This is a genomic window from Erythrobacter sp. NAP1 (assembly GCF_000152865.1).
GTDB lineage: Bacteria > Pseudomonadota > Alphaproteobacteria > Sphingomonadales > Sphingomonadaceae > Erythrobacter.
The window spans coordinates 606740-630584 of record NZ_CH672390.1 but is presented as its reverse complement, the minus strand read 5'-3'; the positions used below and the strand labels follow the sequence as shown (position 1 = coordinate 630584).

25 protein-coding genes and 1 tRNA gene are annotated in these 23845 nt (G+C 61.5%); 8 read left to right on the top strand and 18 right to left on the bottom strand.

Annotated features, from left to right (window positions below; translation table 11 throughout):
* Position 1: 1 nt before the first annotated feature.
* Positions 2–277, bottom strand: coding sequence for a hypothetical protein (locus tag NAP1_RS02900; RefSeq protein ID WP_007163723.1), 276 nt, complete (start codon positions 275–277; stop codon positions 2–4).
* 166 nt (positions 278–443) lie between these two features.
* Between NAP1_RS02900 and NAP1_RS02895 the strand changes: the two genes are divergently transcribed.
* Entirely contained in the window at positions 444–2132 is a 1689-nt protein-coding gene (locus NAP1_RS02895) for a thiamine pyrophosphate-binding protein (RefSeq protein WP_007163722.1), read from the top strand.
* Positions 2133–2197: 65 nt separating this feature from the next.
* Here the strand turns inward: NAP1_RS02895 and NAP1_RS02890 are convergent, their stop codons facing one another.
* The 3 genes from NAP1_RS02890 to NAP1_RS02880 form a co-directional block, all read right to left on the bottom strand.
* A complete protein-coding gene (locus NAP1_RS02890) occupies positions 2198–2368 on the bottom strand; it encodes a CsbD family protein (protein ID WP_007163721.1) in 171 nt (56 codons plus the stop codon).
* A 90-nt stretch (positions 2369–2458) separates the two neighbouring features.
* Entirely contained in the window at positions 2459–3208 is a 750-nt protein-coding gene (locus NAP1_RS02885; RefSeq protein WP_007163720.1) for an SDR family oxidoreductase, read from the bottom strand.
* A gap of 82 nt (positions 3209–3290) precedes the next feature.
* Positions 3291–3701 carry an EVE domain-containing protein gene (locus NAP1_RS02880; protein ID WP_007163719.1) on the bottom strand — a complete coding sequence of 137 codons (411 nt, stop codon included), beginning with the start codon at positions 3699–3701 and terminating at the stop codon, positions 3291–3293.
* A gap of 194 nt (positions 3702–3895) precedes the next feature.
* Between NAP1_RS02880 and NAP1_RS02875 the strand changes: the two genes are divergently transcribed.
* From NAP1_RS02875 to NAP1_RS02855, 5 genes are all read left to right on the top strand, one after another.
* Positions 3896–5581, top strand: coding sequence for a bifunctional diguanylate cyclase/phosphodiesterase (locus NAP1_RS02875; protein WP_007163718.1), 1686 nt, complete (start codon positions 3896–3898; stop codon positions 5579–5581).
* A gap of 75 nt (positions 5582–5656) precedes the next feature.
* On the top strand, positions 5657–6466 hold the full coding sequence (gene dapF, locus NAP1_RS02870) for a diaminopimelate epimerase (RefSeq protein ID WP_007163717.1): 810 nt from the start codon (positions 5657–5659) through the stop codon (positions 6464–6466).
* Positions 6463–7638 carry a MiaB/RimO family radical SAM methylthiotransferase gene (locus tag NAP1_RS02865; RefSeq protein WP_007163716.1) on the top strand — a complete coding sequence of 392 codons (1176 nt, stop codon included), beginning with the start codon at positions 6463–6465 and terminating at the stop codon, positions 7636–7638. Before dapF ends, NAP1_RS02865 begins: the two co-directional genes overlap by 4 nt.
* Positions 7635–8549, top strand: a complete 915-nt coding sequence (ftsY, locus tag NAP1_RS02860; protein ID WP_007163715.1) for a signal recognition particle-docking protein FtsY — start codon at positions 7635–7637, stop codon at positions 8547–8549. Before NAP1_RS02865 ends, ftsY begins: the two co-directional genes overlap by 4 nt.
* Entirely contained in the window at positions 8549–9196 is a 648-nt protein-coding gene (locus tag NAP1_RS02855; RefSeq protein WP_007163714.1) for an inner membrane-spanning protein YciB, read from the top strand. The genes ftsY and NAP1_RS02855 overlap by 1 nt, the downstream gene beginning before the upstream one ends.
* Positions 9197–9202: 6 nt before the next feature.
* On the opposite strand, the gene NAP1_RS02850 is transcribed toward NAP1_RS02855, so the two are convergent.
* The 10 genes from NAP1_RS02850 to NAP1_RS02810 form a co-directional block, all read right to left on the bottom strand.
* A complete protein-coding gene (locus NAP1_RS02850; RefSeq protein WP_007163713.1) occupies positions 9203–11122 on the bottom strand; it encodes a potassium transporter Kup in 1920 nt (639 codons plus the stop codon).
* Positions 11123–11238: 116 nt separating this feature from the next.
* Complete coding sequence (locus tag NAP1_RS02845) at positions 11239–11880, bottom strand: tetratricopeptide repeat protein (protein WP_007163712.1); 642 nt, start codon at positions 11878–11880, stop codon at positions 11239–11241.
* A complete protein-coding gene (locus NAP1_RS02840) occupies positions 11877–12311 on the bottom strand; it encodes a cytochrome c-type biogenesis protein (protein WP_007163711.1) in 435 nt (144 codons plus the stop codon). The genes NAP1_RS02845 and NAP1_RS02840 overlap by 4 nt, the downstream gene beginning before the upstream one ends.
* Positions 12308–12838 carry a DsbE family thiol:disulfide interchange protein gene (locus tag NAP1_RS02835; RefSeq protein WP_007163710.1) on the bottom strand — a complete coding sequence of 177 codons (531 nt, stop codon included), beginning with the start codon at positions 12836–12838 and terminating at the stop codon, positions 12308–12310. The genes NAP1_RS02840 and NAP1_RS02835 overlap by 4 nt, the downstream gene beginning before the upstream one ends.
* Positions 12835–14850 (bottom strand): heme lyase CcmF/NrfE family subunit, encoded by a 2016-nt coding sequence (locus tag NAP1_RS02830; protein ID WP_007163709.1) that lies wholly within the window; start codon positions 14848–14850, stop codon positions 12835–12837. The genes NAP1_RS02835 and NAP1_RS02830 overlap by 4 nt, the downstream gene beginning before the upstream one ends.
* Before the next feature lie 6 nt (positions 14851–14856).
* Positions 14857–15327, bottom strand: coding sequence for a cytochrome c maturation protein CcmE (gene ccmE / locus NAP1_RS02825; protein WP_007163708.1), 471 nt, complete (start codon positions 15325–15327; stop codon positions 14857–14859).
* Positions 15324–15464, bottom strand: a complete 141-nt coding sequence (gene ccmD / locus NAP1_RS16215; protein ID WP_007163707.1) for a heme exporter protein CcmD — start codon at positions 15462–15464, stop codon at positions 15324–15326. Before ccmD ends, ccmE begins: the two co-directional genes overlap by 4 nt.
* Positions 15461–16222, bottom strand: coding sequence for a heme ABC transporter permease CcmC (gene ccmC, locus NAP1_RS02820; protein WP_007163706.1), 762 nt, complete (start codon positions 16220–16222; stop codon positions 15461–15463). The genes ccmD and ccmC overlap by 4 nt, the downstream gene beginning before the upstream one ends.
* Positions 16223–16308: 86 nt before the next feature.
* On the bottom strand, positions 16309–17376 hold the full coding sequence (locus tag NAP1_RS02815; protein ID WP_007163705.1) for a Glu/Leu/Phe/Val dehydrogenase dimerization domain-containing protein: 1068 nt from the start codon (positions 17374–17376) through the stop codon (positions 16309–16311).
* 60 nt (positions 17377–17436) lie between these two features.
* A tRNA-His gene (locus NAP1_RS02810) sits at positions 17437–17513 on the bottom strand.
* A gap of 237 nt (positions 17514–17750) precedes the next feature.
* Here NAP1_RS02810 and NAP1_RS02805 point away from each other — a divergent pair.
* Together NAP1_RS02805 and NAP1_RS02800 are read left to right on the top strand one after the other, a co-directional pair.
* Positions 17751–18386 (top strand): 2OG-Fe(II) oxygenase, encoded by a 636-nt coding sequence (locus NAP1_RS02805; protein WP_007163704.1) that lies wholly within the window; start codon positions 17751–17753, stop codon positions 18384–18386.
* Positions 18374–18928, top strand: coding sequence for an MOSC domain-containing protein (locus tag NAP1_RS02800; RefSeq protein ID WP_007163703.1), 555 nt, complete (start codon positions 18374–18376; stop codon positions 18926–18928). The genes NAP1_RS02805 and NAP1_RS02800 overlap by 13 nt, the downstream gene beginning before the upstream one ends.
* A gap of 63 nt (positions 18929–18991) precedes the next feature.
* Here the strand turns inward: NAP1_RS02800 and rpmE are convergent, their stop codons facing one another.
* From rpmE to bamA, 4 genes are all read right to left on the bottom strand, one after another.
* Positions 18992–19216, bottom strand: a complete 225-nt coding sequence (gene rpmE / locus NAP1_RS02795) for a 50S ribosomal protein L31 (RefSeq protein WP_007163702.1) — start codon at positions 19214–19216, stop codon at positions 18992–18994.
* A 450-nt stretch (positions 19217–19666) separates the two neighbouring features.
* Entirely contained in the window at positions 19667–20176 is a 510-nt protein-coding gene (fabZ, locus tag NAP1_RS02790; RefSeq protein ID WP_007163700.1) for a 3-hydroxyacyl-ACP dehydratase FabZ, read from the bottom strand.
* Positions 20177–20209: 33 nt separating this feature from the next.
* Complete coding sequence (locus NAP1_RS02785; RefSeq protein ID WP_007163699.1) at positions 20210–20902, bottom strand: OmpH family outer membrane protein; 693 nt, start codon at positions 20900–20902, stop codon at positions 20210–20212.
* On the bottom strand, positions 20902–23652 hold the full coding sequence (gene bamA, locus NAP1_RS02780; RefSeq protein ID WP_007163698.1) for an outer membrane protein assembly factor BamA: 2751 nt from the start codon (positions 23650–23652) through the stop codon (positions 20902–20904). Before bamA ends, NAP1_RS02785 begins: the two co-directional genes overlap by 1 nt.
* Between the last annotated feature and the right edge of the window lie 193 nt (positions 23653–23845).

The window sequence follows — 23845 nt, the reverse complement described above, 5'->3', positions numbered from 1 at the left end:
CTCACATGATAAAGACGAGCATCGCTGCAAACGCAGCGAAATAGACGCTCGCAAAACCGCGCATATCGTCAGCGGTAAAGCGCCACAGGCTCTCAGCCGGCTCTTCGATCAAATCAGCAGTGACATGCGGAGGCAGGCTTTGACGAAACGGGTGGCCAGCGCCTTCCTGTGTCAGGACGAGAGAACGACGCTTTCGCCCAAGCAGGCGCCTGCGCTCAATTTCGGGGCCAGCCGGTGCGTTGAGGATTGTATCGATTGCGACTTTGCTTTGTTTCATAGGGCCAAGCGTTAACACTTTCTTAAGAGTTTACGAGGCCGCGATTTCCCCTGCCCAAAATGGAGACAGTTAGCCGATTTCGTGGTTAATCGGTGGAACGCCAAGAAGCGCGTGTTTGCCAGTTTGCCGTGCCCCGGCTAAGCGCGCGGACAAGAGGAGAGCACATGTGAGCCAAGCGACTCAGACCGCCGCCGAATTGCTGGTCGATTGCCTGAAAGAACAAGGCACTGACCGGATTTTCACCGTGCCGGGCGAGAGCTTTCTCGCAGTTCTCGACGCGCTTCACGAACGTTCGGACATCGAAACCTTGGTGTGTAGGCAAGAGGGCGGAGCAGCCTTCATGGCGTGCGCTGATGGCGCGATGAGTGCTGCGGGCGATTGCCTTCGCCCCGGTATCGCTTTTGTCACTCGCGGACCGGGCGCAACCAACGCGTCGATCGGCGTGCACGTCGCCCATCAGGACTCCCAGCCGATGATCCTCTTCGTCGGCGATGTCGCGCGCCCGATGCGCGATCGTGAAGGCTTTCAGGAAGTCAATTTCAAAGCGTTCTTTGGCCCGATCGCCAAATGGGCTGCGCGTATCGATGACCCCGCCCGAGTGCCCGAATACGTAGCGCGCGCCTATTCCGTTGCGGTGAGCGGGAGGCCGGGCCCCGTGGTGCTCGCGCTCCCGGAAGACATGCTGTGCGATCCCGTCAGCGCCGACATCAAGCCGCGTCCGGCAACCGTCCGCCCGGCTCAGGCCGTGTGTCCCGACGCTATGCAGGCGATGTTCGCGCTGCTTGCCGATGCGGCCAGTCCCATCGCCATCATCGGTGGCGCAGGCTGGAACTCCAAGGCACGCGAACATTTCCAGGCCTTTGCCGAAAGCGTCGGCTTGCCGGTTGCGACGGCGTTTCGCAGGCAGGACGCGATCTCGCCAGACTCGCCAGTCTACGCTGGCAACCTCGGATATGGCCCCAACCCTGCGCTCGTGAAGCGCGTGAAGGAGGCCGATTTCGTCCTCGCAGTGGGAGCGCGGCTGGGTGAAGCGACGACCGATGGCTACAGCTTCCCGGCGACCGATCATCCTGACCAGTTGCTTGTTCACGTCCATCCCGATCCAAACGAACTTGGCCGGGTTTATTTGACCGAGTTGGGGCTCGCCTGCGCGGTGGACGAATTTGCCGAGGCTGCCGCGCTGTGGGAGGACCATTCGATCATTCCCTTCGACGCCGGAAAGGAAGCTCACGCGGAATGGGAAGCGTGGGCCTCTCACAAGGTTTCGGACAATCCCCCTGCCCTCGATATGGGGGCCTGCGTCACAGCCATGCGCGAGACGCTGCCTGCCGATACGATCATTTGTAACGGAGCGGGAAATTTTGCCGGGTGGTGGCACCGGTACTGGCGCTATGCCGGTTATCCGAGCCAGCTTGCCCCTACCGCAGGCGCGATGGGATATGGCGTGCCCGCATCGGTTGCAGCCGCGCTGCGTTTTCCGGACCGGACAATCGTCGCCGTCGCGGGCGATGGCGATTTCCTGATGAACGGACAGGAGCTGGCGACCGCAGCGCAATACAACGCAAACCTGATCGTTCTGGTGGTCGACAACGGCGCATACGGCACGATCCGCATGCATCAGGAGCGCGAATATCCGGCGCGGGTTTCGGGTACGGAACTTTCAAACCCCGATTTTGCGATGCTCGGCGCATCCTTTGGCGCGTGGAGCGCTACCGCCACCACGACACAGGAATTCACCGCCGCGCTAACCGAAGCCAAGGAACGGATTGGCCTTCGCCTCATCCACATGAAGATCGACGTCGAGCAACTCGCAGCCAGCGGCGCGACGGTAAGCGGGCTCAGAGCCAAGGCCTGACATGGGAACAGAAAGGCCGCCCCCATTCGCTGGGAGCGGCCTTCGATTGTTCTTGAACTGGCGGCTTAGATATCGTCGCCAAGAGCGCCCTTCACTTCGCCTTTGGCCTGATCGGCCTTGCCTTCCATTTCCTCGGCCTTGCCTTCGGCACGGGTTTCCGGGTCATTGGACTGCTGCTTCAGCTCACCCTTGGCTTCCTTGAAGTTGCCTTTGATCTTGTCGGTCAGTTCACCCATGGTCTAGCTCCTTGATGTTGCTACAAAATCGCCCCCGATCACCAGACAGCGAACGGGGGCGTTTCGTTCCAAATTTTGCGGCGAACAGGCTTATCTGAGCGTCATTCCGCCATCGACCATATATTCCGAACCGGTAACGTAGGATGCCTGATCGGACAGCAGGAACAGGGCGACCTGCGCAGCCTCTTCCGAATTACCAAAGCGGCCGAGCGGAACCTGATTCTTGATCTGCTCGCTCATCTCTTCGACCTGTTCTTCATCAAGGCCCATGCCGTCGAAGAAGTTGGTCTCAATCGGGCCCGGTGCGATCGAATTCACGCGAATGTTGCGATCGGCAAGGTCCGAAGCCCAGCTTCGCGAGGCGGCTCGGATCGCGCCCTTGGTCGAGGCATAGACCGCGCCCATGGGCTGGCCGAGATAAGGCGAGACCGAAGCGGTCACGACAACCGAACCGCCTTCGTTGATTGCCGGGATCAACTCGGCCATTTGGAGAAACGGTCCCATCACGTTCACGTCGGTCATGCCGCGGAACATGTCCTTGTCGACCTGCTTGTTCGGGCCGAACTTGCCGAAACCTGCATTGAGCCACAGCCCGTCAATGCCGCCCATCTGTTCCTTGACCTTGGCTCCAAGCTCCTTTGCCGCTTCGGGGTCGGAAGCGTCATTGCGAAGCACCAGCGAGCCTGAAGGCAGCGCCTCGCCCGCTTCGTCCAAGTGATCCTGACTGGTGCCGGTCACGGCGACTTCGCCGCCTTCGGCAACGATCATCTTCGCGCCTGCCAGCCCCATGCCGCTTGTGCCGCCGGTGATGAGTACGCGCTTGCCTTCGAACCTGTTCATGTCTGTCTCCGTGTTTAGGGGGTGTTTCCCTCAACTTACGGAGCGCAAGGATTATCGTTCCAATCCAGTCGAACAGACAGTCCTACCCTTCGGACATCTTGCAGATCAGCTTCCACTCGTCCGGCTTGATCTTGGCAACCGAGAGACGCGAAAGGCGAACCAGTTCGCAATCGGCAAGCTTGGGTTCGGCCTTGATCTGCTTGAGCGTCACCGGATTGTCGAATTTACGCTTTGGCTTGATCTTCACCGCTGCCCACTTGCCGGTTTCATCGGTCGGATCCCCGATCCCCGCGACCGTCACTTCGACAACGCCGACAATCTCAAGCCCCTCGCGCGAATGGTAGAAGAAGGCTTCGTCGCCCACTTCCATCGCTCTTAGATTCAGCTTCGCCGAATGGTTGCGCACGCCGTCCCATGTGCCCTCTTCCTCGGCAACGAGGTCGTCCCAGCTGTATTTGAAGGGTTCGGACTTCATCAGCCAGTAATTGGGCATGTACTTGCTCTCCTTGTTTGCAGGTCTGCATAGCGTGCTTGCGCCGCTCCGACCTAGTGCGCCGACGCCCGCTCTTCCACCCCTCGAAGTCAGCCTTCCCCAAGGGTTAACGGAAATTTCAACATGTCTGAGCAATTACACGCAGAGGTCTTTCATAAGGGGCGTGCCCAAAGCGGCATTGGCAGAACATAACATTGGCCAAGACTAAGACTGACAATGCGATCGGAAGCGCAGAGCGCGACCTTGTTGCTCTGGGGCTAGCAATTGCCGCGATCATCCTGTTCGTGGCGACGGGGTCTTCAGTGGTTCCGGCCGCGATCAATTCCCTTTTGGGTAACGGAAGCTCGCCGGACAATCTTCTGGTCAGCGCCCTGCTTCTCAACATCGTCCTGATCATCTTTTGCTGGCGTCGCTATCGCGATCTGCAAAGCGAGATCGAGGAACGTCGCCGCGCCGAGGAACGGGCACGGGAACTGGCCGAGATCGACCCGCTCACCGGATGCCTGAACCGCCGCAGCATGGCAGGGGCAACCAGCGCATTGCAGGAGTTCGCGAAGACACGCGGTCTGGCAATTGCATACATTATGATCGACCTTGATAACTTCAAGCAGATCAACGACATGCATGGTCATTCGATTGGCGACGCCGTGCTTGTCCAGATGGCATCGCGCATTCGCAATCAATTGCCAAAGGAAGCCCGCCTTGCTCGCCTTGGCGGCGATGAATTCGCCTTTGTCACGCCCTACGACCCAGTGAGCCGCGAGCGTGTTGACGATCTGGTGGTGCGTCTGTTCGAAAGCATGGCCGTCCCGTTCGAACACAATGGGATCAGCATCGATGCGACAATCTCGATCGGGGTAACGTCGGATTACGAAGACAATTGCATTGATCCGGACGTCGCCACTTCCGATGCCCTGATGCAGCGCGCTGACATGGCGATGTATCAGTCCAAGAAGGAAGGCAAAAACCGCTACTTCTGGTTCGAACCGAGCATGGAAGACGAGCTGCGTTTCCGCCACGAACTGGAGTCGGGAATTCGCCGCGGCCTCGTGAATTCGGAATTCGTTCCGTACTACGAGCAGCAAGTGGATATCGAAAGCGGTGAGCTTGTTGGCTTCGAAATGCTTGCCCGCTGGCATTCGCCGACGATGGGCAAGGTCAGCCCGGAGATCTTCATTCCTGTCGCCGAAGATATCGGGGTCATCACCGAACTGTCTGACCAATTGATGTCGCAGGCCTTCATCGATGCTCGCGAATGGCACGAAGAACTCACGCTTTCGATCAACATCTCGCCGGTGCAACTGCGCGACCCGTGGTTCGCGCAAAAGATCCTCAAGGCACTGACCGAGCACAATTTTCCGCCGCATCGTCTCGAGATCGAGATCACTGAAAGCTGCCTGCACGAAAACATTGGCATGGTCCGTTCGATCATTACGAGCCTTCGCAACCAGGGTGTGCGCGTTAGCCTTGATGATTTCGGGACTGGTTATTCAAGTCTCGAACAGCTGCGCACGCTGCCCTTTGACCGGCTCAAGATCGACCGCAGCTTTGTGGGTGAACTGCGCAATCCTTCGACGAAATCAAGGATCGTCGATGCGATTGTTTCGCTGGGCCGAGGTCTCGAACTGCCCATCACTGCAGAAGGCATCGAGGACGAAGAGATCCTCGACGCGCTCAAGAAAATGGGCAAGCTCAAGGGCCAGGGCTATTACTATGGCCAGCCCGAAAATGCCGAAGAAGTCGCACGGCGCCTGAAAAGCGCTGGCCGCCTTGCCCGCGATCAAGCGCCAGAACTTCCCATCGCGCGGGAAAGCGTCGAGGAAGAAGAAGAGCACCACGAGTTGCCGCAGCCCTCTGGCAAACGCATCGTCAACGAATAGTTGGCGCGCGGTTGCGCTTCCTTTGCCCTCACTAACCTTTACGCCGGGCCGCGCGATGCATAAATGCGCGGGGCTATGCGCGTAGACTTCACCAAGATGCACGGCCTCGGCAATGATTTCGTCGTGCTTGATGCGCGCGAGACGCCCCTGCCTGCCATTTCGAACGCCACGGCCAGCGCGCTTGCCGACCGCAACACCGGGGTCGGTTGCGATCAGCTGATCGTGCTCGAGCCGAGCGACGATCACGATTTCCGTATGCGAATCTACAATTCTGACGGCGGCGAGGTCGAAGCCTGCGGCAATGCGAGCCGCGCTGTCGCGATGCTGCATGGCTCGCCGGCAACCGTCGAAACAGCAGGCGGAGCGATCAGGCTCGAACCTGCTCAAGGCGGCGCGAGCGTCGATATGGGCGAGCCGCGCTTCGAATGGGATGCGATCCCACTCGCCTACGCGATGGACACCGCCAACATGCCGGTTGGCTGGGGCGAGCTTGAGGCGGGGATCGCGGTCAATGTTGGCAACCCGCATGTGATCTTCTTCGTGCAGGACGCCGATGCGGTCGATCTTGCCGAGCTTGGCCCGCAAATCGAGACCGACGCCCTTTTTCCTGAACGCATCAATGTGAATGTCGCGAGCCGTTTGAGTGATAATCACCTGAAACTGCGCGTTTGGGAGCGCGGTGCCGGTCTCACGCGCGCCTGCGGCACCGGTGCATGTGCAACGGCAGTGGCAGCAATCTCGCGTCTGCACATGAAGAGCCCGGTGACCGTCTCCCTCCCCGGCGGTGACCTTGAAATCGCGTGGGAGCGCGGCGAAAGCATCGTCATGACCGGCCCTGCGACCGAGAGCTTCCGCGGCAGCTTCGAATGGAATGATTTCGCGTGAGTGCTCCGGAAGTCATCAGCCTTGGATGCCGCCTCAACATTGCCGAGAGCGAGCGGATGAAGGGCATGCTCGCCGACGCTGGCGACGTTGTCGTCGTCAATTCCTGCGCCGTGACCAGCGAGGCCGTTCGCCAAACGAGGCAGGCGATCCGTAAAGCGCGCGCGGCACGCCCCGATGCGCGGCTGATCGTCACCGGATGCGCTGCCGATATCGAGCGCGACCAGCTTGCGGCCATGCCCGAAGTCGACGGGCTGATCGCCAACGCATCAAAACTCGACCCGCGTAGTTGGAACGTGCCGTTGCCCGAGGCGCCTCCCCCGCCCACTCGCACGCGCGCTTTCATCGCGGTCCAGAATGGCTGCGACCACGCTTGCACATTCTGCGTCATCCCGCAGGGTCGCGGTAAAAGCCGTTCGATGACCATTGCCGAGGTCCTGCGCGAGGTTGAGCATCACCTTGACCTTGGCGCGAAGGAAGCGGTGCTGACCGGTGTTGACGTGACCAGTTGGGGCCATGACCTGCCCGACACCCCACCGCTTGGCGCCCTTGTTGGCGCTGTGCTGAACGAATTTCCCAACCTGCCCCGCCTGCGTATGTCGTCGCTCGACGGGATCGAGATAGATGAGGCGCTGTTCGAACTATTCGCCAGCGAGAAGCGGTTGATGCCACACCTGCATCTCTCGCTCCAGCATGGGCACGACCTGATCCTCAAGCGCATGAAGCGCCGCCATTCGCGCGCTGACGCGGTGGACCTCGTGGCGCGAATAAAGCAGCGCCGCCCCGAGATCGCCATCGGCGCAGATCTGATCGCCGGCTTCCCGACCGAGAGCGACGAGCATCACGCCGCAAACCTGTCGATCATCGACGAACTCGACATCGTTCACGGCCACATCTTCCCCTATTCGCCCCGCCCCGGCACGCCGGCCGCACGCATGCCGCAGGTCGACCGCCGCATCGTGAAGGCGCGCGCCGCGGAACTGCGCGAACGGGTCGCTGAGCGCCGCGCCGCGTGGCTCACCACGCTTGTGGGCGAAAACCTCGAAGTCCTCGCCGAACGCGACGGCACGGGCTATGCGCCCTCCTATGCGCGGGTGGACCTGCCCGAGGGCACTCCTGCCGGACGCATCGTATCAATCACACCGCACGCCATTGAAGGAGGCCTGCTTAGATGAGTACCAGCTGGAGCGACCGGCTGCTCGGCGGGTTTCGCAAAACCTCCGAACGTCTTGGCGCAAACCTCACTGGGGTCGCGACGCGGCTTGATGAGGCGACGCTCGACGATGTCGAAGACGCGCTGATCATCTCTGACCTCGGCCCGGCAGCGGCGGCGCGCATCCGCGCGAAGCTGAAAGAAAAGAGCTTCGGACTGGAGATCACCCAGCGCGAGCTCAAGGAAGCGGTCGCCGAAGAGATCGCCGAAATCCTTCGCCCTGTGGCAAAACCGCTCGAAATCACCGCCTTCCCGCGCCCTCAAGTGATCCTTGTCATAGGGGTCAACGGTTCGGGCAAGACCACCACCATCGCCAAGCTCGCCCACCTCTTTACCGAGGACGATTACGGCGTGCTCCTGGCAGCGGGCGACACGTTTCGCGCTGCCGCGATCGGCCAGCTCGCCACATGGGCAGAGCGCGCCGGTGTAGACCTCGTGCGCGGGCCCGAGGGCGGCGATCCCGCTTCGATCGTATTCGACGCGGTGAAGCAAGCGACCGACACCGGGATCGATGCGCTGGTGGTGGACACCGCCGGACGCCTCCAGAACAAGAAAGAGCTGATGGAAGAGCTGGCGAAGATCCGCCGCGTCCTTGGCCGTCTCAATGAGGAAGCCCCGCACGACGTGGTGCTGGTCCTTGATGCGACCAATGGTCAGAATGCGCTTTCGCAAATTGACGTGTTTCAGGAAGTCGCGGGCGTCACCGGCCTCATCATGACCAAGCTGGACGGCACGGCGCGCGGCGGCGTTCTGGTCGCAGCGGCCGAGCAATATGGCCTGCCGATCCATGCCATCGGCGTTGGCGAGAAAATGGAAGACCTGCGACCCTTCGACCCCGATCTGGTCGCGCGCGTGATTGCAGGAGTGGCCTAATGGCGAGCGAAGAAGCCAAGAAAGCCGGATCAAGCTGGCTCAACGTCGCGGTCGATTACGGGCCGTTGCTGGTGTTTCTCGGCGTCTATCGCTGGAACGCGCCTGCCGATCCCAATCCAGCGGGTGAACTGCTCGCGATCATGTACGGCACCGGTGCCTTCATGGTCGCAGCGATTGCCGCGCTGCTCATCTCCAAGTGGCGGCTCGGCAAGGTTTCACCGATGCTGTGGTTCTCGACCGCGCTGATCGTCGGCTTCGGCGCGCTGACGATCTTCTTCGGCGATCCGGTGTTCGTGCAGCTCAAGCCCACGATCATCTACGCGGTCTTCGGCGTCGCGCTGCTCGCAGGGTTCTACATGGGCCGCGCGTTGCTCAAGATCCTGCTCGAAGCCGCGTTCGAGGGGCTATCCGACAAAGGCTGGCTCAAGCTGTCGCGCAACTGGGGGGTGTTTTTCCTCGTGCTCGCGGTCCTCAACGAAGTCCTGCGCGCCCAGATGAGCTTTGAAGGCTGGCTTTGGGCAAAATTCTGGGTGTTCATGCCGCTGAGCTTCCTTTTCACCTTCACCCAGTTGCCGATGCTCATGAAGCACGGGCTGAGCCTTGAGGGTGAGGAAGAAGCGATCAAGGACGAACCGCCCACGGCGTGAATGCTGCTAGATCTCGACCTGGCTGCCCAGCTCAACCACACGGTTGGTCGGTAGCTTGAAGAAGTCCATCGCGCTGGCCGAGTTTCTCAGCATCCACGCAAATATCTTCTCGCGCCAGATCGGCATTCCTGGCTTGTCCGAGGCAAGCAATGTTTGGCGCGACAGGAAGAAGCTGGTCTGCATCATGTCGAAGTCGCCGCCGCAATAGATGCCCATGCCCTTGAGGCCCTGAGGCACGTCGGTCTCCTCCATGAAGCCGTATCGCAGCACCGCACGATAGAAGCCGTCGCCCATGTCGGTGTATTCGCATCGCTCGGACGGGTCGATATAGGGCACATCCTGAATATCGACGGTCAGTATGACGACGCGTTCGTGCAGCACCTTGTTGTGCTTGATATTGTGGAGCAGCGCTGAGGGGACGCCTGCCGTGCTCGACGCCATGAAGATCGCGGTGCCGGGAACGCGCAGGGCCGAGTTCTTGGCAGACTTGGCAAAGATCTCCATCGGCAGCGCGACCTCGCTCATCCGCTCACGCATGAGCTTGCGCCCGCGCGACCAGGTGGTCAGCAGCGTGAATGCGATGAAGCCAACCATGAGCGGGAACCAGCCGCCGTCGGGCACCTTGGTGAGGTTGGCTGCAAAGTATGCTCCATCGACGATCAGGAACAGAAGAACGACCGGCGCGGCGTACCACCACTTCCACTTCCACACGCTGACGAAGAGAAGGCCCATCAGAAGCGTGTCGATCGTGACGGCGCCCGTGACCGCGATGCCGTAGGCGCTGGCGAGGTTCGACGAGTTCTGGAAGGTCAGCACGAGGATGATGACCGCAACCATCAGCGCCCAGTTCACGACCGGGATGTAGATTTGGCCACCCTCGGTTTCGGACGTGTGGAGGATCGAGAGGCGCGGCATGAAGCCCATTTGCACCGCCTGATGCGTGATCGAGAACGCGCCCGAAATCACGGCCTGGCTGGCGATGAAGGTGGCGACGGTGGCGAGGAAGACGAGCGGCAGGCGCCATTCTTCGCTGGCGAGCAGGAAGAACGGGTTCTGTACGACGACAGCCGCTTCTTCTGCCGGGAGGCCAGCGATCATCGCGCCCTGCCCGAAATAGTTGAGCAGCAGGCACGGCATGACAAAACCGAACCACGAAAGCCGCATCGGCCCCCGCCCGAAATGCCCCATGTCCGAATAGAGCGCTTCGGAGCCCGTCACAGCCAAGACCACCGCGCCCAGCGCCAGGAAGGCGACAAAGCCATCGGTGACGAAGAACATCACCGCGTAATACGGGTTGAGCGCCCACAGGATGTCGGGATTGTTGATGATCTGCCACCCGCCCAGCAGCGCGAGCACGAGAAACCATACGATCATCACAGGCGCAAACAGGGCGCCCACCTTCGCCGTCCCGCGCGCTTGAAGCATAAACAGGAATACGAGCAGGCCCAGCGCAATGGGAATCACATATTGCTGAAGACCAGCATCGACCACAGTCAGGCCCTCGACCGCCGAGAGCACGGAAATCGCGGGCGTAATCATAGAATCGCCGTAGAATAGCGATGTCGCGAACACGCCCAGCAGCACCACGAGCCAGCCATATTTCGACTTACCCATATGGCGCGACAACAGCGCGACCAGCGCGAGCGAACCGCCCTGCCCCTTGTTGTCGGCGCGCATGAGGATTGTGACGTACTGGATCGCCACGACGAGTAGCATCGACCAGAAGATCAGGCTGACGACGCCAAGCACATGCATGCGGTCAATCGCGACGCTTGCAGTGCCTGCGAAGGTCTCACGAAACGCGTAAAGCGGGCTGGTGCCGATATCGCCGAAAACGATGCCGATCGCGCCCACCGCAAGCGCAGCCTTCGAGCCTTTATGCCCGTGACCATTGCTCGTTGAAGTGGAGGCTGCGTTATCGCTCATAAGTGGCGGCTATCCTGCTGCGCGCGAGATGGCGGATTACGCCGCGTCTCGGCCAAGGTCGCGGCCCTTAGCACCGCGGGTTTGCACCTGCAACATCGCGCCCTGCCCCGTGACCCTTATTGGAGCATCGGCGCATTGGCGATCATCTGGTCGAGCCGGGCGACCTGCGCCTCGGTATCCGCGCGCCACGGTGCATCTTCGGGCGTGTTCTCAAGAAGGCGCGCAAAGGTGTCTCGCGCGGCGATGATCTCGCCCGACCTCAGGAAAGACACCGCGAGGAAGTAATCCGCGCCCGGATTGGCCGGGTCGATCGCGCGCGCCTTTCCATAGGCATAGAAAGCCGCCGGCGTAACAACTCCGTCTGCATGGCCCGTCAGCGCCATACCAAGCGCCAGCCAGCCCTCAAAATGCTCTGGATTGTCATTCAACCCGCGCCTGAGCAGCTGCGCGGCCTCCGCAAACTTGCCGCGACGGGCAAAGCCATCCGACAGCATCAGATAATCGGGCTTGGGCGCCATCGAGTCGAAAAGCTGGCGGCGCGCTTCGACCATTTCCTCGCCCGAACGCTGCTCGGTCGTTTCGGGCTGTTTGGGACTACCCGGCTGTCCGGGAGAGCCTTGCATCCCATATGCGGCGAGGCCGAACAGCAGCGTCGCGCCGAACACCGCATAGCCCTCTTTGGGCAGGCGCAGCGTGAAGGCAGCGATTGCGAAGCTGACCAGCGCCAGCGCGAGAATGCCCAACCATGCGCCGATCATTGGGTCGGCTCACCGTCAGAGCGCTTCTTGCCGAGCCGCCGCAGCAGGATCAGCCCGACAAGCGCCAGCAACACCAGCGGGATCGCAAAAAGCGGCCACGTGGTCGAGCTGACCTGCGGCTGATAACTCACATAATCGCCATAGCGCTGAGTCAAAAAGCTGCGAATCTCGTCGGGGCTCTCCCCAGCCAACAGCCGCGAGCGGACCTGGTGGCGCATGTCGCCCGCCATCGGCGCATCGCTGTCATTGATGCTCTGCGATTGGCACTTGAGACAGCGCAGCGTTTCCATCAGCTCGGTCGCCTCGGCTTCGAGCACCGGGTCTTCGAGCTGGGTGTAAGCATAGGGCGCTGCGGGCATCGACTGCTGCGCCGCGAGCGGAGCCGCGATCAACGCCAGGGCGGCACAAAGGAGGCGCAAGAAGTCGATCACGAGCGCGCTTCCTCCAGCTTTTCAAGCAGAAGCGGCACCGTTTCTTCGCGCACATCGCCGATATGCTGGTAGCGAATGTTGCCCTCTGCATCGATGACGTAGGTTTCCGGCACGCCCGATGCGCCGATCTGGATCATGAGTTCGCTGATCTCGTCTGCGCCGATCCGGGTGTAGGGATTGCCATAGCGGCCAAGGAAGTTCGCGACGGCTTCGGGCCGGTCGCGCACGGCGACGCCGATGATCTCGACGCCCTCTTCGCGCAAGCGTTCAAGGTGCGGAGCCTCGGCAATACATGGTAAGCACCAGCTCGCCCAAATGTTGAGAAGGCGCGGCTCGCCACCGACGAAATCTGCGCGGCTGACGCCCGGCATCCCGCCGAGCGCAGGCTCGAGCGTGAATTCTGGCAGCGGCTGCTCAATCATCTGCGAGGGGATCTGGTCCGCCTTGGGCTGGGTCAGCATGTAGCCTGCCAGCCCAGCGAAAAACAGGAACAGGCCGAGCGGGATGAGGTAGAGCGCGCGGTTCATTCGGCAGGCTCCGGCACGGGGCCGCCCCCGCTTACGCTGTCACCTTTGAGCGCGTCCATATCTTCACGCCGCGCATCGCCGAGCGCCTTGGCATTGCGGCGCTTGAGGTCGACGCGGATGCGGCCGACAATCGACAACACGCCTCCGAAGGCGATCAGCAGACCGCCATACCAGATGAAGGTCACAAACGGCTTCCACCATACGCGCAGCTGCCAGCGCGTATTACCATTGGCGTCCACGCCTGCCTGATCGCCGATTACGGCGTAAAGCTGTCCATCCCAGCGGGTGACGAGCGCGCTTTCGCTGGTGGCCTGCGAGGGCGACCAGAAATTGCGCGCCTGCGGGTTGAGTTCGATCCGCTCTCCGCCGTCGCGCGATGCGAAGATACGGGCCTCGACAGCAGTCCAGTTGGGGCCTGCGACGGGGTCGACGCTTTCCAGTTCGATGGTCCAGCCTGCAACCTCTTCAACGCCGCCAGGCGCAACGGCCGCAAGCTTCTCGCTGGTGAACGCTGTTTCACATGCCATACCGAACAGCGCCACCGCGACGCCGAAATGGGCCATCACCATGCCCCAGGTTGCGGTGGGCACACGGCGCAGATTGCGTCCGCGCAGCGGCAGGAAAGCGGCGATGCCAAGCCCGATGGCTAGCGCAAGACCGAGAACGGAGAGAATGCTGTAATCGCCAAGGATCGCGACGAGCGCGCAGACCGCAATGACCACGGCAGCGAGCATTGCGAGTTCAAACTGGATGCGCGCCGGTTTGTCGTCCTTCCAGCGCAGCAACGGCCCAACCGCCATCACGAGGAACATCGGGATCGCGAAGATCGCGCCTGCCGGGTTGAAATATGGCGGGCCAACGCTGACGCGCACGTCGAACGCCTCGGTCAGCAGCGGATAGAGCGTGCCCAGAAGCACGATCGCAAGGATCGCCGAGAGCATCACGTTGTTGAACACAAGCGCGCCCTCGCGGCTTGTAGCGGTGAAGCGCTTGCCTTCCGCGATGCTGCCGGCGCGCAGAGCAAATACGCCAAGAGCGCCGCCGATATAGAGGCCAAGCAAGATGAGGATGAACGTCCCGCGCTCAGGATCGACTGCAAAGGCATGGACACTGGTGAGGACGCCAGAGCGCACAAGGAACGTGCCCAGCATCGACATCGAGAAGGCGAGCACGCCCAGCATGATCGTCCAGGTGCGAAGCGCGTCGCGTGCGGCGAGCACGCTCACCGAGTGAAGCAGCGCTGTCGCGGCGAGCCACGGCATGAGCGAGGCGTTCTCGACCGGGTCCCAGAACCACCAGCCGCCCCAGCCAAGCTCGTAATAGGCCCAGTAGGAACCGGCCGTGATGCCGAAGGTGAGGAACACCCAGGCGCCCAGCACCCAAGGCCGCATGACCTTGGCGAAATCGGGTGTCACCTGCTTGGTGATTAGCGCGCCCATGCAAAGGCTGAAGGCAACCGAAAGGCCGACATAGCCGACGTAGAGCGTGGGCGGATGGATCGCGAGGCCGATATCCTGAAGGAGCGGGTTGAGCCCAGACCCCTCAAGCGCGGGGACCGGAAGCCGCTCGAATGGGTTCGAGGACAAGAGCAGAAATGCGTAAAAGCCGAGCGCAACGAAGCCCTGCACGCCCAGCGTTGCGCTCATCGTCTTTTCGGGCAGCCGCCGTTCAAGCCCAGCAAGCAAGCCGCCCGAGAGCGCAAGCACCGCGACCCACAGCAGCATCGAGCCTTCGTGGTTTCCCCAAGTGCCGGTCAGCTTGTAAATGAACGGCTTGGCCGAATGCGAATTGGTTGCGACCAGCTTGATCGACAGGTCGGTGATCGCAAAGGCCCAAAGCAGCAGGAAGAAAGCGAGCGTCGCGAGGAAAGCCTGCACCACGGCAGCCGGGCGCGCATAGATTGCAAACCGGGCGTTGTCCCCGCCCGCAAGGCCCATCGCGCCAGAGGCCATCTGCAAGACGGCGAGCGCGGCCGAAAGCCACAGGGCGACAAGTCCGAGTTCTGCGATCATGAGCGCTTACTCGATGCCCCGCGTGCTTTGCGCGACGGTTTCCGCGTAATCTTCCGCCTGGTGCCCCTCGAGCCCTTCAAGCTCGCGCGGGACGTAGTTTTCATCGTGCTTCGCCAGAAGGTTGGTCGCAAGGAAGGTGCCGTCTGCCTGAAGGCTGCCTTCTGCAACGACCCCGGAATTTTCGACGAAAAGGTCCGGCAGGATGCCCGAATAGGTCACGGGGATCGTGCTGTCCCCATTGCCGGTCACGACGAAGTTGACCGTGATGCCGTCGGCCTGCGTCTCGATCGAGCCTTCCTGCACCATCCCGCCGAGGCGCACGGCCTGACCCACTGCGGGCGGCTCGGCGGCCATCTGTTCGGGCAGGTAGAAATAGTTCGCCTGGCTGCGCAGCGCCCATGTCGCGATCAGGCCAGCGCCAATGATCGCCACGAGCGCGAGCACGACGAGAGTCATGCGTTGATGTTTGGCTTTCATTTGCGCCTCATGTCCTCACGGCGTTTTTCTGCACGGCGCATGGTGGTGTAGCTCCATGCGATCAGCATTCCCAGCGCAACTGCGCCAACTGCGTATGCCCCAATGACGAAGGGCCAGTGGTCGAGCGCTTCTCTCATTCTGCCGGCTCCGCTGCGGGCGAAACGGCGGCAGGCGCATCGTCATCCAATGCACGGCGGCGAAGGCGCGCCTCGACCTGTTGCTCTGCGATAAGAGCGCGCATGCGCATCAGCACCACGCCTCCGAACAACAGCGAGAAGCCCAGCACCGCAACCAGCAGCGGCCACAGGAAAGTCGGGTCGATCGCGCTTTTGCCCACGGTGATCGAAGGCGGTTGGTGAAGCGAGTTCCACCATACCACGGATCGGTTGATGATCGGAACGTTGATCGCGCCGACGAGGCCGAAGATCGCAGGGATTTTGTAAGAGCCACCCTCGCGCGATGCAGCCTGTGCCAAGGCGATGTAACCGCCATAGAGGAACAGCAGCACCAGCATACTGGTCAGTCGCCCGTCCCACTCCCACCAGGTGCCCCATGTGGGACGTCCCCAGATAGAGCCGGTTGCAAGGCAGATTATGCAGAACACCATGCCCGGCACTGCAATCGCCCGAGCGGCGATGCCCGCAAGCGGATGTTTCCAGATCAGCAGCGCGCCGCTCGAAATCGCAAGTCCGGCCCAGCCGCCCATGCCTAGCCATGCAGCGGGCACGTGGATGAACAGGATGCGCACGCTTTCGCCCATGAGGCGATCAGGCGGAACCATGAACAGGCCCCACGCCACCGCGCCAAGCGACAGCACAAGCCCGCTCCAGAACAGAAGCGGGGTGAGCCATTTGGCGAGCGACAAAAAGCGCTTTGGATTGGCGTAGATATGCACCGATTATTCCCTTGCGCCTACTATTAGAGCCAATGGCTCACCGGGCAAGAGCGCAAAGACTGCAACACAAGGTTGCACCCCGTTGATCAGGCGCGCCCGATCAGTTCCTGCGCCATGCGGTCGGCAACCACGTCGGGCGATGTATTGTCCGCATCGCTCTTTTGCCAGACCTGAGCGAGGCGCGCCGGGATCTTTTCGATGAGCGCATTCACTTCATCGCGGCTCGCTTGGCGTCCGTCGCGCCGTGCGGCGTATTCGGTGCCGACCGAGATGATGCCGCCAGCATTGATGACATAATCGGGCGCGTAGAGGATACCGCGTTCGAAAACGGCCTGACCGTGGCGTGCGCGGGCAAGCTGGTTGTTCGCGCCGCCTGCGACGATCTTGGTGTCGAGCTTTTCGATGCTTTCGTCATCGAGGATCGCGCCCAGAGCATTGGGGCTGAACACATCGCAGGGCGTCGTCATGATCGCATCGGGAGCGACCACGTCTGCTCCCAGTTCGTCAGCCAGCGCCTTCACTCCGTCCGCGTCAATGTCAGCCAGCGTCAAACGAGCGCCGTCCTTCGCAAGCAGGCGCGCTACGCCGCCGCCGACGCTGCCGGTGCCCTGCACAGCAACGTGCACGCCGTCCATGCTGTCGGTGCCCAGTTTGTGCGCGACCGCGGCCTTGATGCCGAGATAGATGCCAAAGGCGGTGAACGGGCCCGGATCGCCGCCTGCGCTGCCCTCGCCCGTTACAGGAAGGCCGCTCACATGCTGAGTGCGCTTGGACACGGCGACCATGTCTGCCTCGGAAATGCCCACGTCTTCTGCCGTGACATAGCGTCCGCCCAGCCCTTCGACCGCGTCACCGAATGCGGCGAGCAGTTCAGGCGTCTTGGTGCGCGCTTCGTCGGCGAGGATTACGGCCTTGCCGCCGCCCAGCGCAAGGCCGGCCATTGCGTTCTTGTAGCTCATCCCGCGCGACAGGCGCAGTGCATCGCGAAGGCCATCCTTGGGGTCGGGATAATGCCAGAAGCGCGTTCCGCCAGCACCGGGGCCAAGGTGCGAGGAATGGACCGCGATAATCGCCATCAGTCCCGATGCGCGATCGCGCACGACATGCACCATCTCGTGGTCGTCAAAGTCGGGTTCGGTCCAGAAAGCGGTCATGAGCAAAGCCCCCAAAGAAGGCGCAGCGTAAGGCTCACAGCCTGAAAGCGTGGGAGAAGATGGGGCGATCGAGGGGTCTCGAACCCCCGACCTCCGGTACCACAAACCGGCGCTCTAACCAACTGAGCTACGATCGCCACATGCCCTTCCCCAGCGTCGATCTTTCTCAAGACCATTTGCCAAGTGCCGCGCAAGAGCGCCGCAATTAATGACGGCGCTTGGCGCGTCAAGGCCGCTGTGGATGGGCGCGAGCCTGTTGCACAATCCATCGGCCAAGGGAAGCGAAAACTGTGTTTAAAAGCCATGAGCGCAAGATTATTTCGCGCCCGGTTAGAAGCTTGCCTGACACGGCGCGGCTTTTAAGGTCAAAACCCATGGATGCGATGACCGATTCTGTTTCCCAAAGGCTCTCACGCTTCGACACCGCGCAGCGCGTGCCGCATCCCAGGATCGAGCAGTTTCAGGTCAAAGGCTTCATCAGCCCAGAACTTTGCGCAGAGCTGATCCGGCTGATCGACTTGGGAAGGCGCCCCAGCACGATCGCCGATGCCAATGGTGATGACTACTTCCGCACCAGCGAAACCTGCGACCTCGACGCGAACGAAACTGCGGTCAAAGAGCTGGAAGCGAGGTTCTTTTCGCTCAACGGGATCGACCCCAAGTACGGCGAGCCGGTTCAGGGGCAGCGCTATGACGTGGGGCAGGAATTCAAGGCACACACCGACTATTTCACCCCCGGCGGCGCGGATTTCGAGAAGTTCTGCGCGGAAAGCGGCCAGCGCACCTGGACCTTCATGATCTACCTGAACGAAGTCGAAGCGGGCGGCGCGACGCGCTTCAAGGTGATCAAGAAGTCGTTTCAGCCCGAAACCGGCAAGCTCGTTTGCTGGAACAATGCGCGGCCCGATGGCAGCGTGAATCCGGCCACGCTTCATCACGGGATGAAGGTGCGAAAGGGCGTGAAATACGTCATCACCAAGTGGTATCGTGAGCGGGAATGGCCGTGGTGACGCAGCCGGGAATTGTGGCAGCCGTACACCGCGATGGTAAGCATCGCTTTTCCAAGCAGCGTAGCTCCGCAATTCGAATTCTTGCAGGGCTAGGCGTCGAAGGCGACGCCCATGCAGGCAAGACTGTCCAGCACCTCAGCCGTGTGCGCGCCGATCCGAGCCAGCCTAATCTGAGACAGGTGCATCTCATGCACGGTGAGCTGTTCGACGAGCTTGAAGCCAAGGGCTTCGTCGTGAATCCCGGCGACCTGGGCGAGAACGTGACGACGCGCGGGGTCGACCTGCTGGGTCTTGGTCGGGATACGCTTTTGCGCATCGGCGCAAGCGCCGTGCTAAGCGTGACCGGGCTGCGCAATCCGTGTGGTCAGATCGAGGCGTTCTCGCCCGGTCTGCTGAAGGAGCTTGCGATCAAGACCAGTTCGGGAATCATCCGCAAGGCAGGGATCATGGCGGTTGCGCTGAATGGCGGGGAAGTTCGCGCTGGCGACACGATCCGCATCGAGAAGCCCGAAGGTCCATTCATCCCGCTCAAACGCGTCTAGCGCGCGCAACGAAAAAGGGTGGCCCCGCAGGACCGCCCTCTTCTAAATCGCTTGTGTGCGCGATTACTTCTTGAGGCTGAGCCCGCCAAAGCGCTTGTTGAACGCAGCCACACGGCCACCTTCCTGAAGCTGCTGCTTGCCGCCGGTCCATGCAGGGTGGCTGGTCGGGTCGATGTCGAGCGACAGGGTGTCGCCTTCGCTGCCCCAGGTAGAGCGCGTCTGAAACTCGGTGCCATCGGTCATCTTGACCGTGATCATGTGATATTCGGGATGCCCTTCGGCTTTCATCGTAACTGTCCTTGCTAGCGGGTGCCCGGTTCCGACCGGGTGAGCTGTTTGCGGGAAAGCGCGCCACTTAGTGTGGTTCTGCTGCGAAAGCAAGCTTTGTGAGCCAGCGTTTTCCTACTTGGATCGGGCAAGCTAGACCTGCACGCGCCGTGCCTTTTGCCGGTGAACGCAGACCCATTGGCGAGCCTCATCTTGGAAAGTCACACATCCAACAGCGAATTTCTAGAAAAGCCGCTGAAAATCAGACTTTTGCCGGGAGAAGCCACTTTTCTAAACCACCCCTATGCGAGGTCCACGAGACAGGCAGGATAGCCCTCAAAAGCGCCCATCGGCGCCGAAGACTTCGCAAGGGCGACCGCCAGCCCGCAGGTGCCCCGAAGCAAAGCGAAGGGAATGTCGCCGAGGATGCTCGCCCGGATGGGCGAGCTCAATGCCACCAACAGGAAGGCTTCAGCCTTCCGGCGGGTCCGCGATCATCGCCGTGAACTCGGTCTCGCAAGTGACCTTGCCCTCGACGCTCGCACGGCCCTTGAACTTGTAGATCGTGCGGCGTTGCTGGAGGAACTCGACCTCGAGATCCAGCAGGCAGCCGGGCGTCACAGGCTTGCGGAACTTGGCGCTCTCGATACCCATGAAGATGACGAGCTTGCCGGTCCCGGCGAGTTCGAGCGTTTCGATGCCAAGGATCGCGGCGGCCTGAGCCAGCGCCTCGATCTGCAGGACGCCGGGCATGATCGGCGCGCCGGGGAAGTGACCCTGGAAGAACTCCTCGTTCATGGTCACCGCTTTGACCGCGTGAATGCGCTCGTTGAGGTGGAGCTCCTTCACCCGGTCAACCAGCAGAAGCGGGTAGCGGTGAGGCAGGGCCTTCAAGACCTTGTGGATGTCGTAGTCGGTGATCGGCTGCGACGCTCCCCCGCCGTTCTGGCCCCCGCCATCATGGCTCTCGGTCTCGCTCATGCCCTGCCCCTTCCTGCTTCGCGCAACGCGGCCTTATCGGCCCGCGGGCGCCTGCGGTTGTTGCGCCTGGCCCTGCTGCTGCTGTTGCTGCTGCTGGATGATCTGCGCGGTCAGGAGCGTCTGCTGAATGTCCTGGAAGATCTGTGCGGTCTGGCGCTGAGGACGCCAGTCGGCGGGCGGAACGATCTGGACCGAAGGCACCTTGGCGTTGAGCGAGGTAGTGATCAGCTGCGTGATGTCGGCGCCCTGTGCGGCGAACTGGATCACGTCGGGCTGCAGAACCATAACGACCTGCTGCTGAGTGGTCACTTCGGTGATAGCTGCCGGATACTGAGCGAGGATCTGCTCGACCGCGTAGATGCGGGCCGCGTTCACCTGGCTGGTGAGCCCGGCGACTTCCTGCTCGAGCGTCTGGATCTGAGCGAAGTTCGAAGCGCTCTGGACAGCAGGCAGTTCAGCTTCGTCGAGCTGGCCGTTGCCGTTGGTGTCGAACGGCTGAAGCAGCGTGGTGAGTTCCTGCTGCTTCGTCTGACGTTGTTCGATCTGCGCCTGATAGGTGGTGCCGATCTGATTGTACGCGGTCTGCAGCGCGGTGGTGCCGATGATGGCGCGGCTGATGTCAGCGGTAGCAACGCGGCCATCGACCTGTGCCTGTGCCGGAGCAGTTGCAGCGAGCGCGCCAAGTGCGAGCGCACCGGTGGCGAGGAGTTTCGAGGTAAGCTTCATTAGAATTGTGTTCCTACGTTGAACGTGAAGGTCTTGTCGTCATCGCCCTCGACCTTGCGGATCGTCTGGGCGAAATCGATACGGAACGGGCCGAAGGGCGAGTTCCAGTTGACCCCGATACCAGCCGTGATGCGAGGGCTGGGCGAATCGCCCAAGAAGACTTCGCGGATCGCACTGTTGGTGCGGATCAGGCGGGTGTTAGGGGTTACGCCGTCACTGGCAAGCGGATCGGTCGTGAGTTCGCCCGTCTCCGTGCTGATGAACAGCGGATTTCCATTGGTGTCAGTCTGCGGGAGGCCGGTCGGGTTATCCTGCAGGATCGGCTGCTCGACGCCCCAAAGAGCGCCGACATCGAGGAAGATCGACGGGCGAAGGCCAAGCTCGCGCGCGCCGGTGCCAAGCGGAATCTCGATCTCTGCACGGCCAAGGTAGTAGTTGCGGCCGCCGATTGAGTCGTCACGAATGCGGTTGCGCTCGGTGATGAGAATGGGGTTGCCATCGTCGTCGAGCTGGTTGTTGTTGAACGCGTCGAGAACGTATGGCTGCGTCAGAATACGCGGGCCGACGCCGCGAATGTCGAAGCCGCGGAACTGCGGCTCGCCGAGGAAGAAACGGTCGGTGAGTAGAATGTCATCAACTCCGCCTCCACCGCGATCTTCGAGCGGGATGATCGTACCGCCTTCAAGCGAGAGCGAGAAGATGAAGCCCGAGTTGAAGACGTTCCAGAACTGCTGGCCGCGGCCGCGAAGTCGAAGGTATTGCACATCGCCGCCCAGCCCGGCGAATTCGGTGCTGAGCGTAACGCGGCGACCGCGCGTCGGACGAAGCAGCGAGTTCAGCGAGTTATACTGAAGGCTCAGTCCAGCAATCGACGACAGGCGATTGCCCAGCGCGTCACACAGGAAGCGACCGGCGCGCAGCGGATCACACTCGATATCGCCATCGCCGTCGATGTCCGAGAAGAACAGGTTCTCGTCGAGGCTGACTTCATCGTAGTTGAGAGTGTAACTGCCGATGAGCGACATGAACTCGGTCAGCGGAACGCCGACGCGGATCGAACCACCAGTCGTCGACTGCTCGAACGTAGTCTGGCGGTCGTTGCGGTTGAAGTTGAAGCTGTTGAAGTCGCGGCGATAGATATCCGCGCCAGCCGAGATGTTACGGTCGAAGAGATAGGGCTCGGTGAAGCTGACCTGCGCCGAACGCGAGAATTGCGAGTAGTTGAGGCTGAGGCCAATCGTCTGTCCGCGACCACGGAAGTTACGCTGGCGGATGGAACCTGCAAGGATGAAGCGCTCGATCGACGAGAAGCCGGCGGAGAACTGAAGCTCACCGGTGGGCTGCTCTTCGACGTTGGCTTCAAGGACGATACGGTCAGGCGCAGAACCCTCGACCTGGTTAACTTCGAAGTTCTCCTGGAAGTAACCCAGCGAATTGATACGCGCAGTCGTACGGGCCACGCCCAGCGAGTTGAACGCATCGCCTTCCGACAGGCGGAACTCACGGCGAACAACCTTGTCCTGCGTGAGCGTGTTGCCGTTCACGTCGACGCGCTCGATGTAAACGCGCGGCGCCTGACGCAGGATGAAGGTAATATCCATCGTCAGGTCTTCAGGATTACGATTGAAGCGCGGTTGCACGTCGGCGAATGCATAACCGAAGCGGCCAGCAAGCTCGGTCAGCTGTTCAACCGTGTCCTCGACGGTCGCTGCGTTGTAGAAATCGCCGGACTTCATCGCGAGACCGGCCTGCAGGGCATCGCTGTCAAAGTCGCGCAGCTGACTCTCAACCTCGACGTCGCCGAAGGAATAGCGCTCGCCCTCTTCAACGACGTAAGTGATGATGAAGTCGCGCTGATCAGGCGTCAGCTCTGCGACGGCCGAGACAACGCGGAAGTCGGCATAGCCTTCGGTGAGGTAGAACTGGCGCAGCTTCTGTTGGTCGAACGCAAGGCGATCCGGGTCATAGGACGTGTTCGAGCTGAAGAAGCGGAAGAAGCGCGCCTGCTTGGTGACCATTTCCGAGCGAAGCTCACCATCGGAGAACTCTTCGTTGCCGATGATGTTGATCTGGCGAACCTTGGACTTGGGCCCTTCGGTGATCTCGAAGACAACGTCGACGCGATTCTGCGGCAGCTGAACCATCTGCGGTTCGACGGTCGCGGCGAAGCGGCCCTGACGCTTGTAGAGCTCGACAATACGAGCAACGTCGGCGCGAACCTTGGAACGGGTGAAGATCTGACGCGGGGCGAGCCGGATCTCGGGAAGGATCTTGTCGGCGTCGAGGCGATCATTGCCTTCTAGCACGATGCGGTTGATCACCGGGTTCTCGACCACGGTGATGACCACGTTGCCATCCTGGTTTCGGATGGAGGCGTTTGCAAACAGCTCGGTCGCGTAAAGGTCGGACAGCGCCTGGTCGGCTGCTGCGGCCGAGTAATCCTGGCCCACGCGAAGGCGAATGTATGACAGGATCGTGCTCGGCTCGAGACGCTCTGCGCCGGTCACGCTGATTGAGCGGATCGTGTTCGAAACGGGAGCGGGGGCAGGCGTTGGTTCAGATGTTGGCTGAGTGGCTTCGGGCGCGGTCTGCGCCTGCGCTTCGGCTTCGTCCTGTGCGAGCGCGGAGAAAGGCACCCCGGCGAGCATGGTTGCGCCCGTAAGCGCAAACGCCAAGCGGCCGCTGGCGCCCTTGGACTTGGCAGAAGTGGATTTCACAGACTGAGCGCCTGCATTCTCGCATCGATTCATGGAAAGTATGTTCCCGTCCAACCCGTATTCGTAAACGCGCCCCGCCCGTGTGAGGGCCCCCTTAAAGCGCGCGGCAGAGCCTGTCAGCCCTGCCTGTCCCAAAACGTCATCCGCCTGTGCCCGATGCGTCACCTGCAATCAAGCAGGCTATACGCACAATGCCGGATGGAGTGCCCGCTTTCCCCGGCAAACT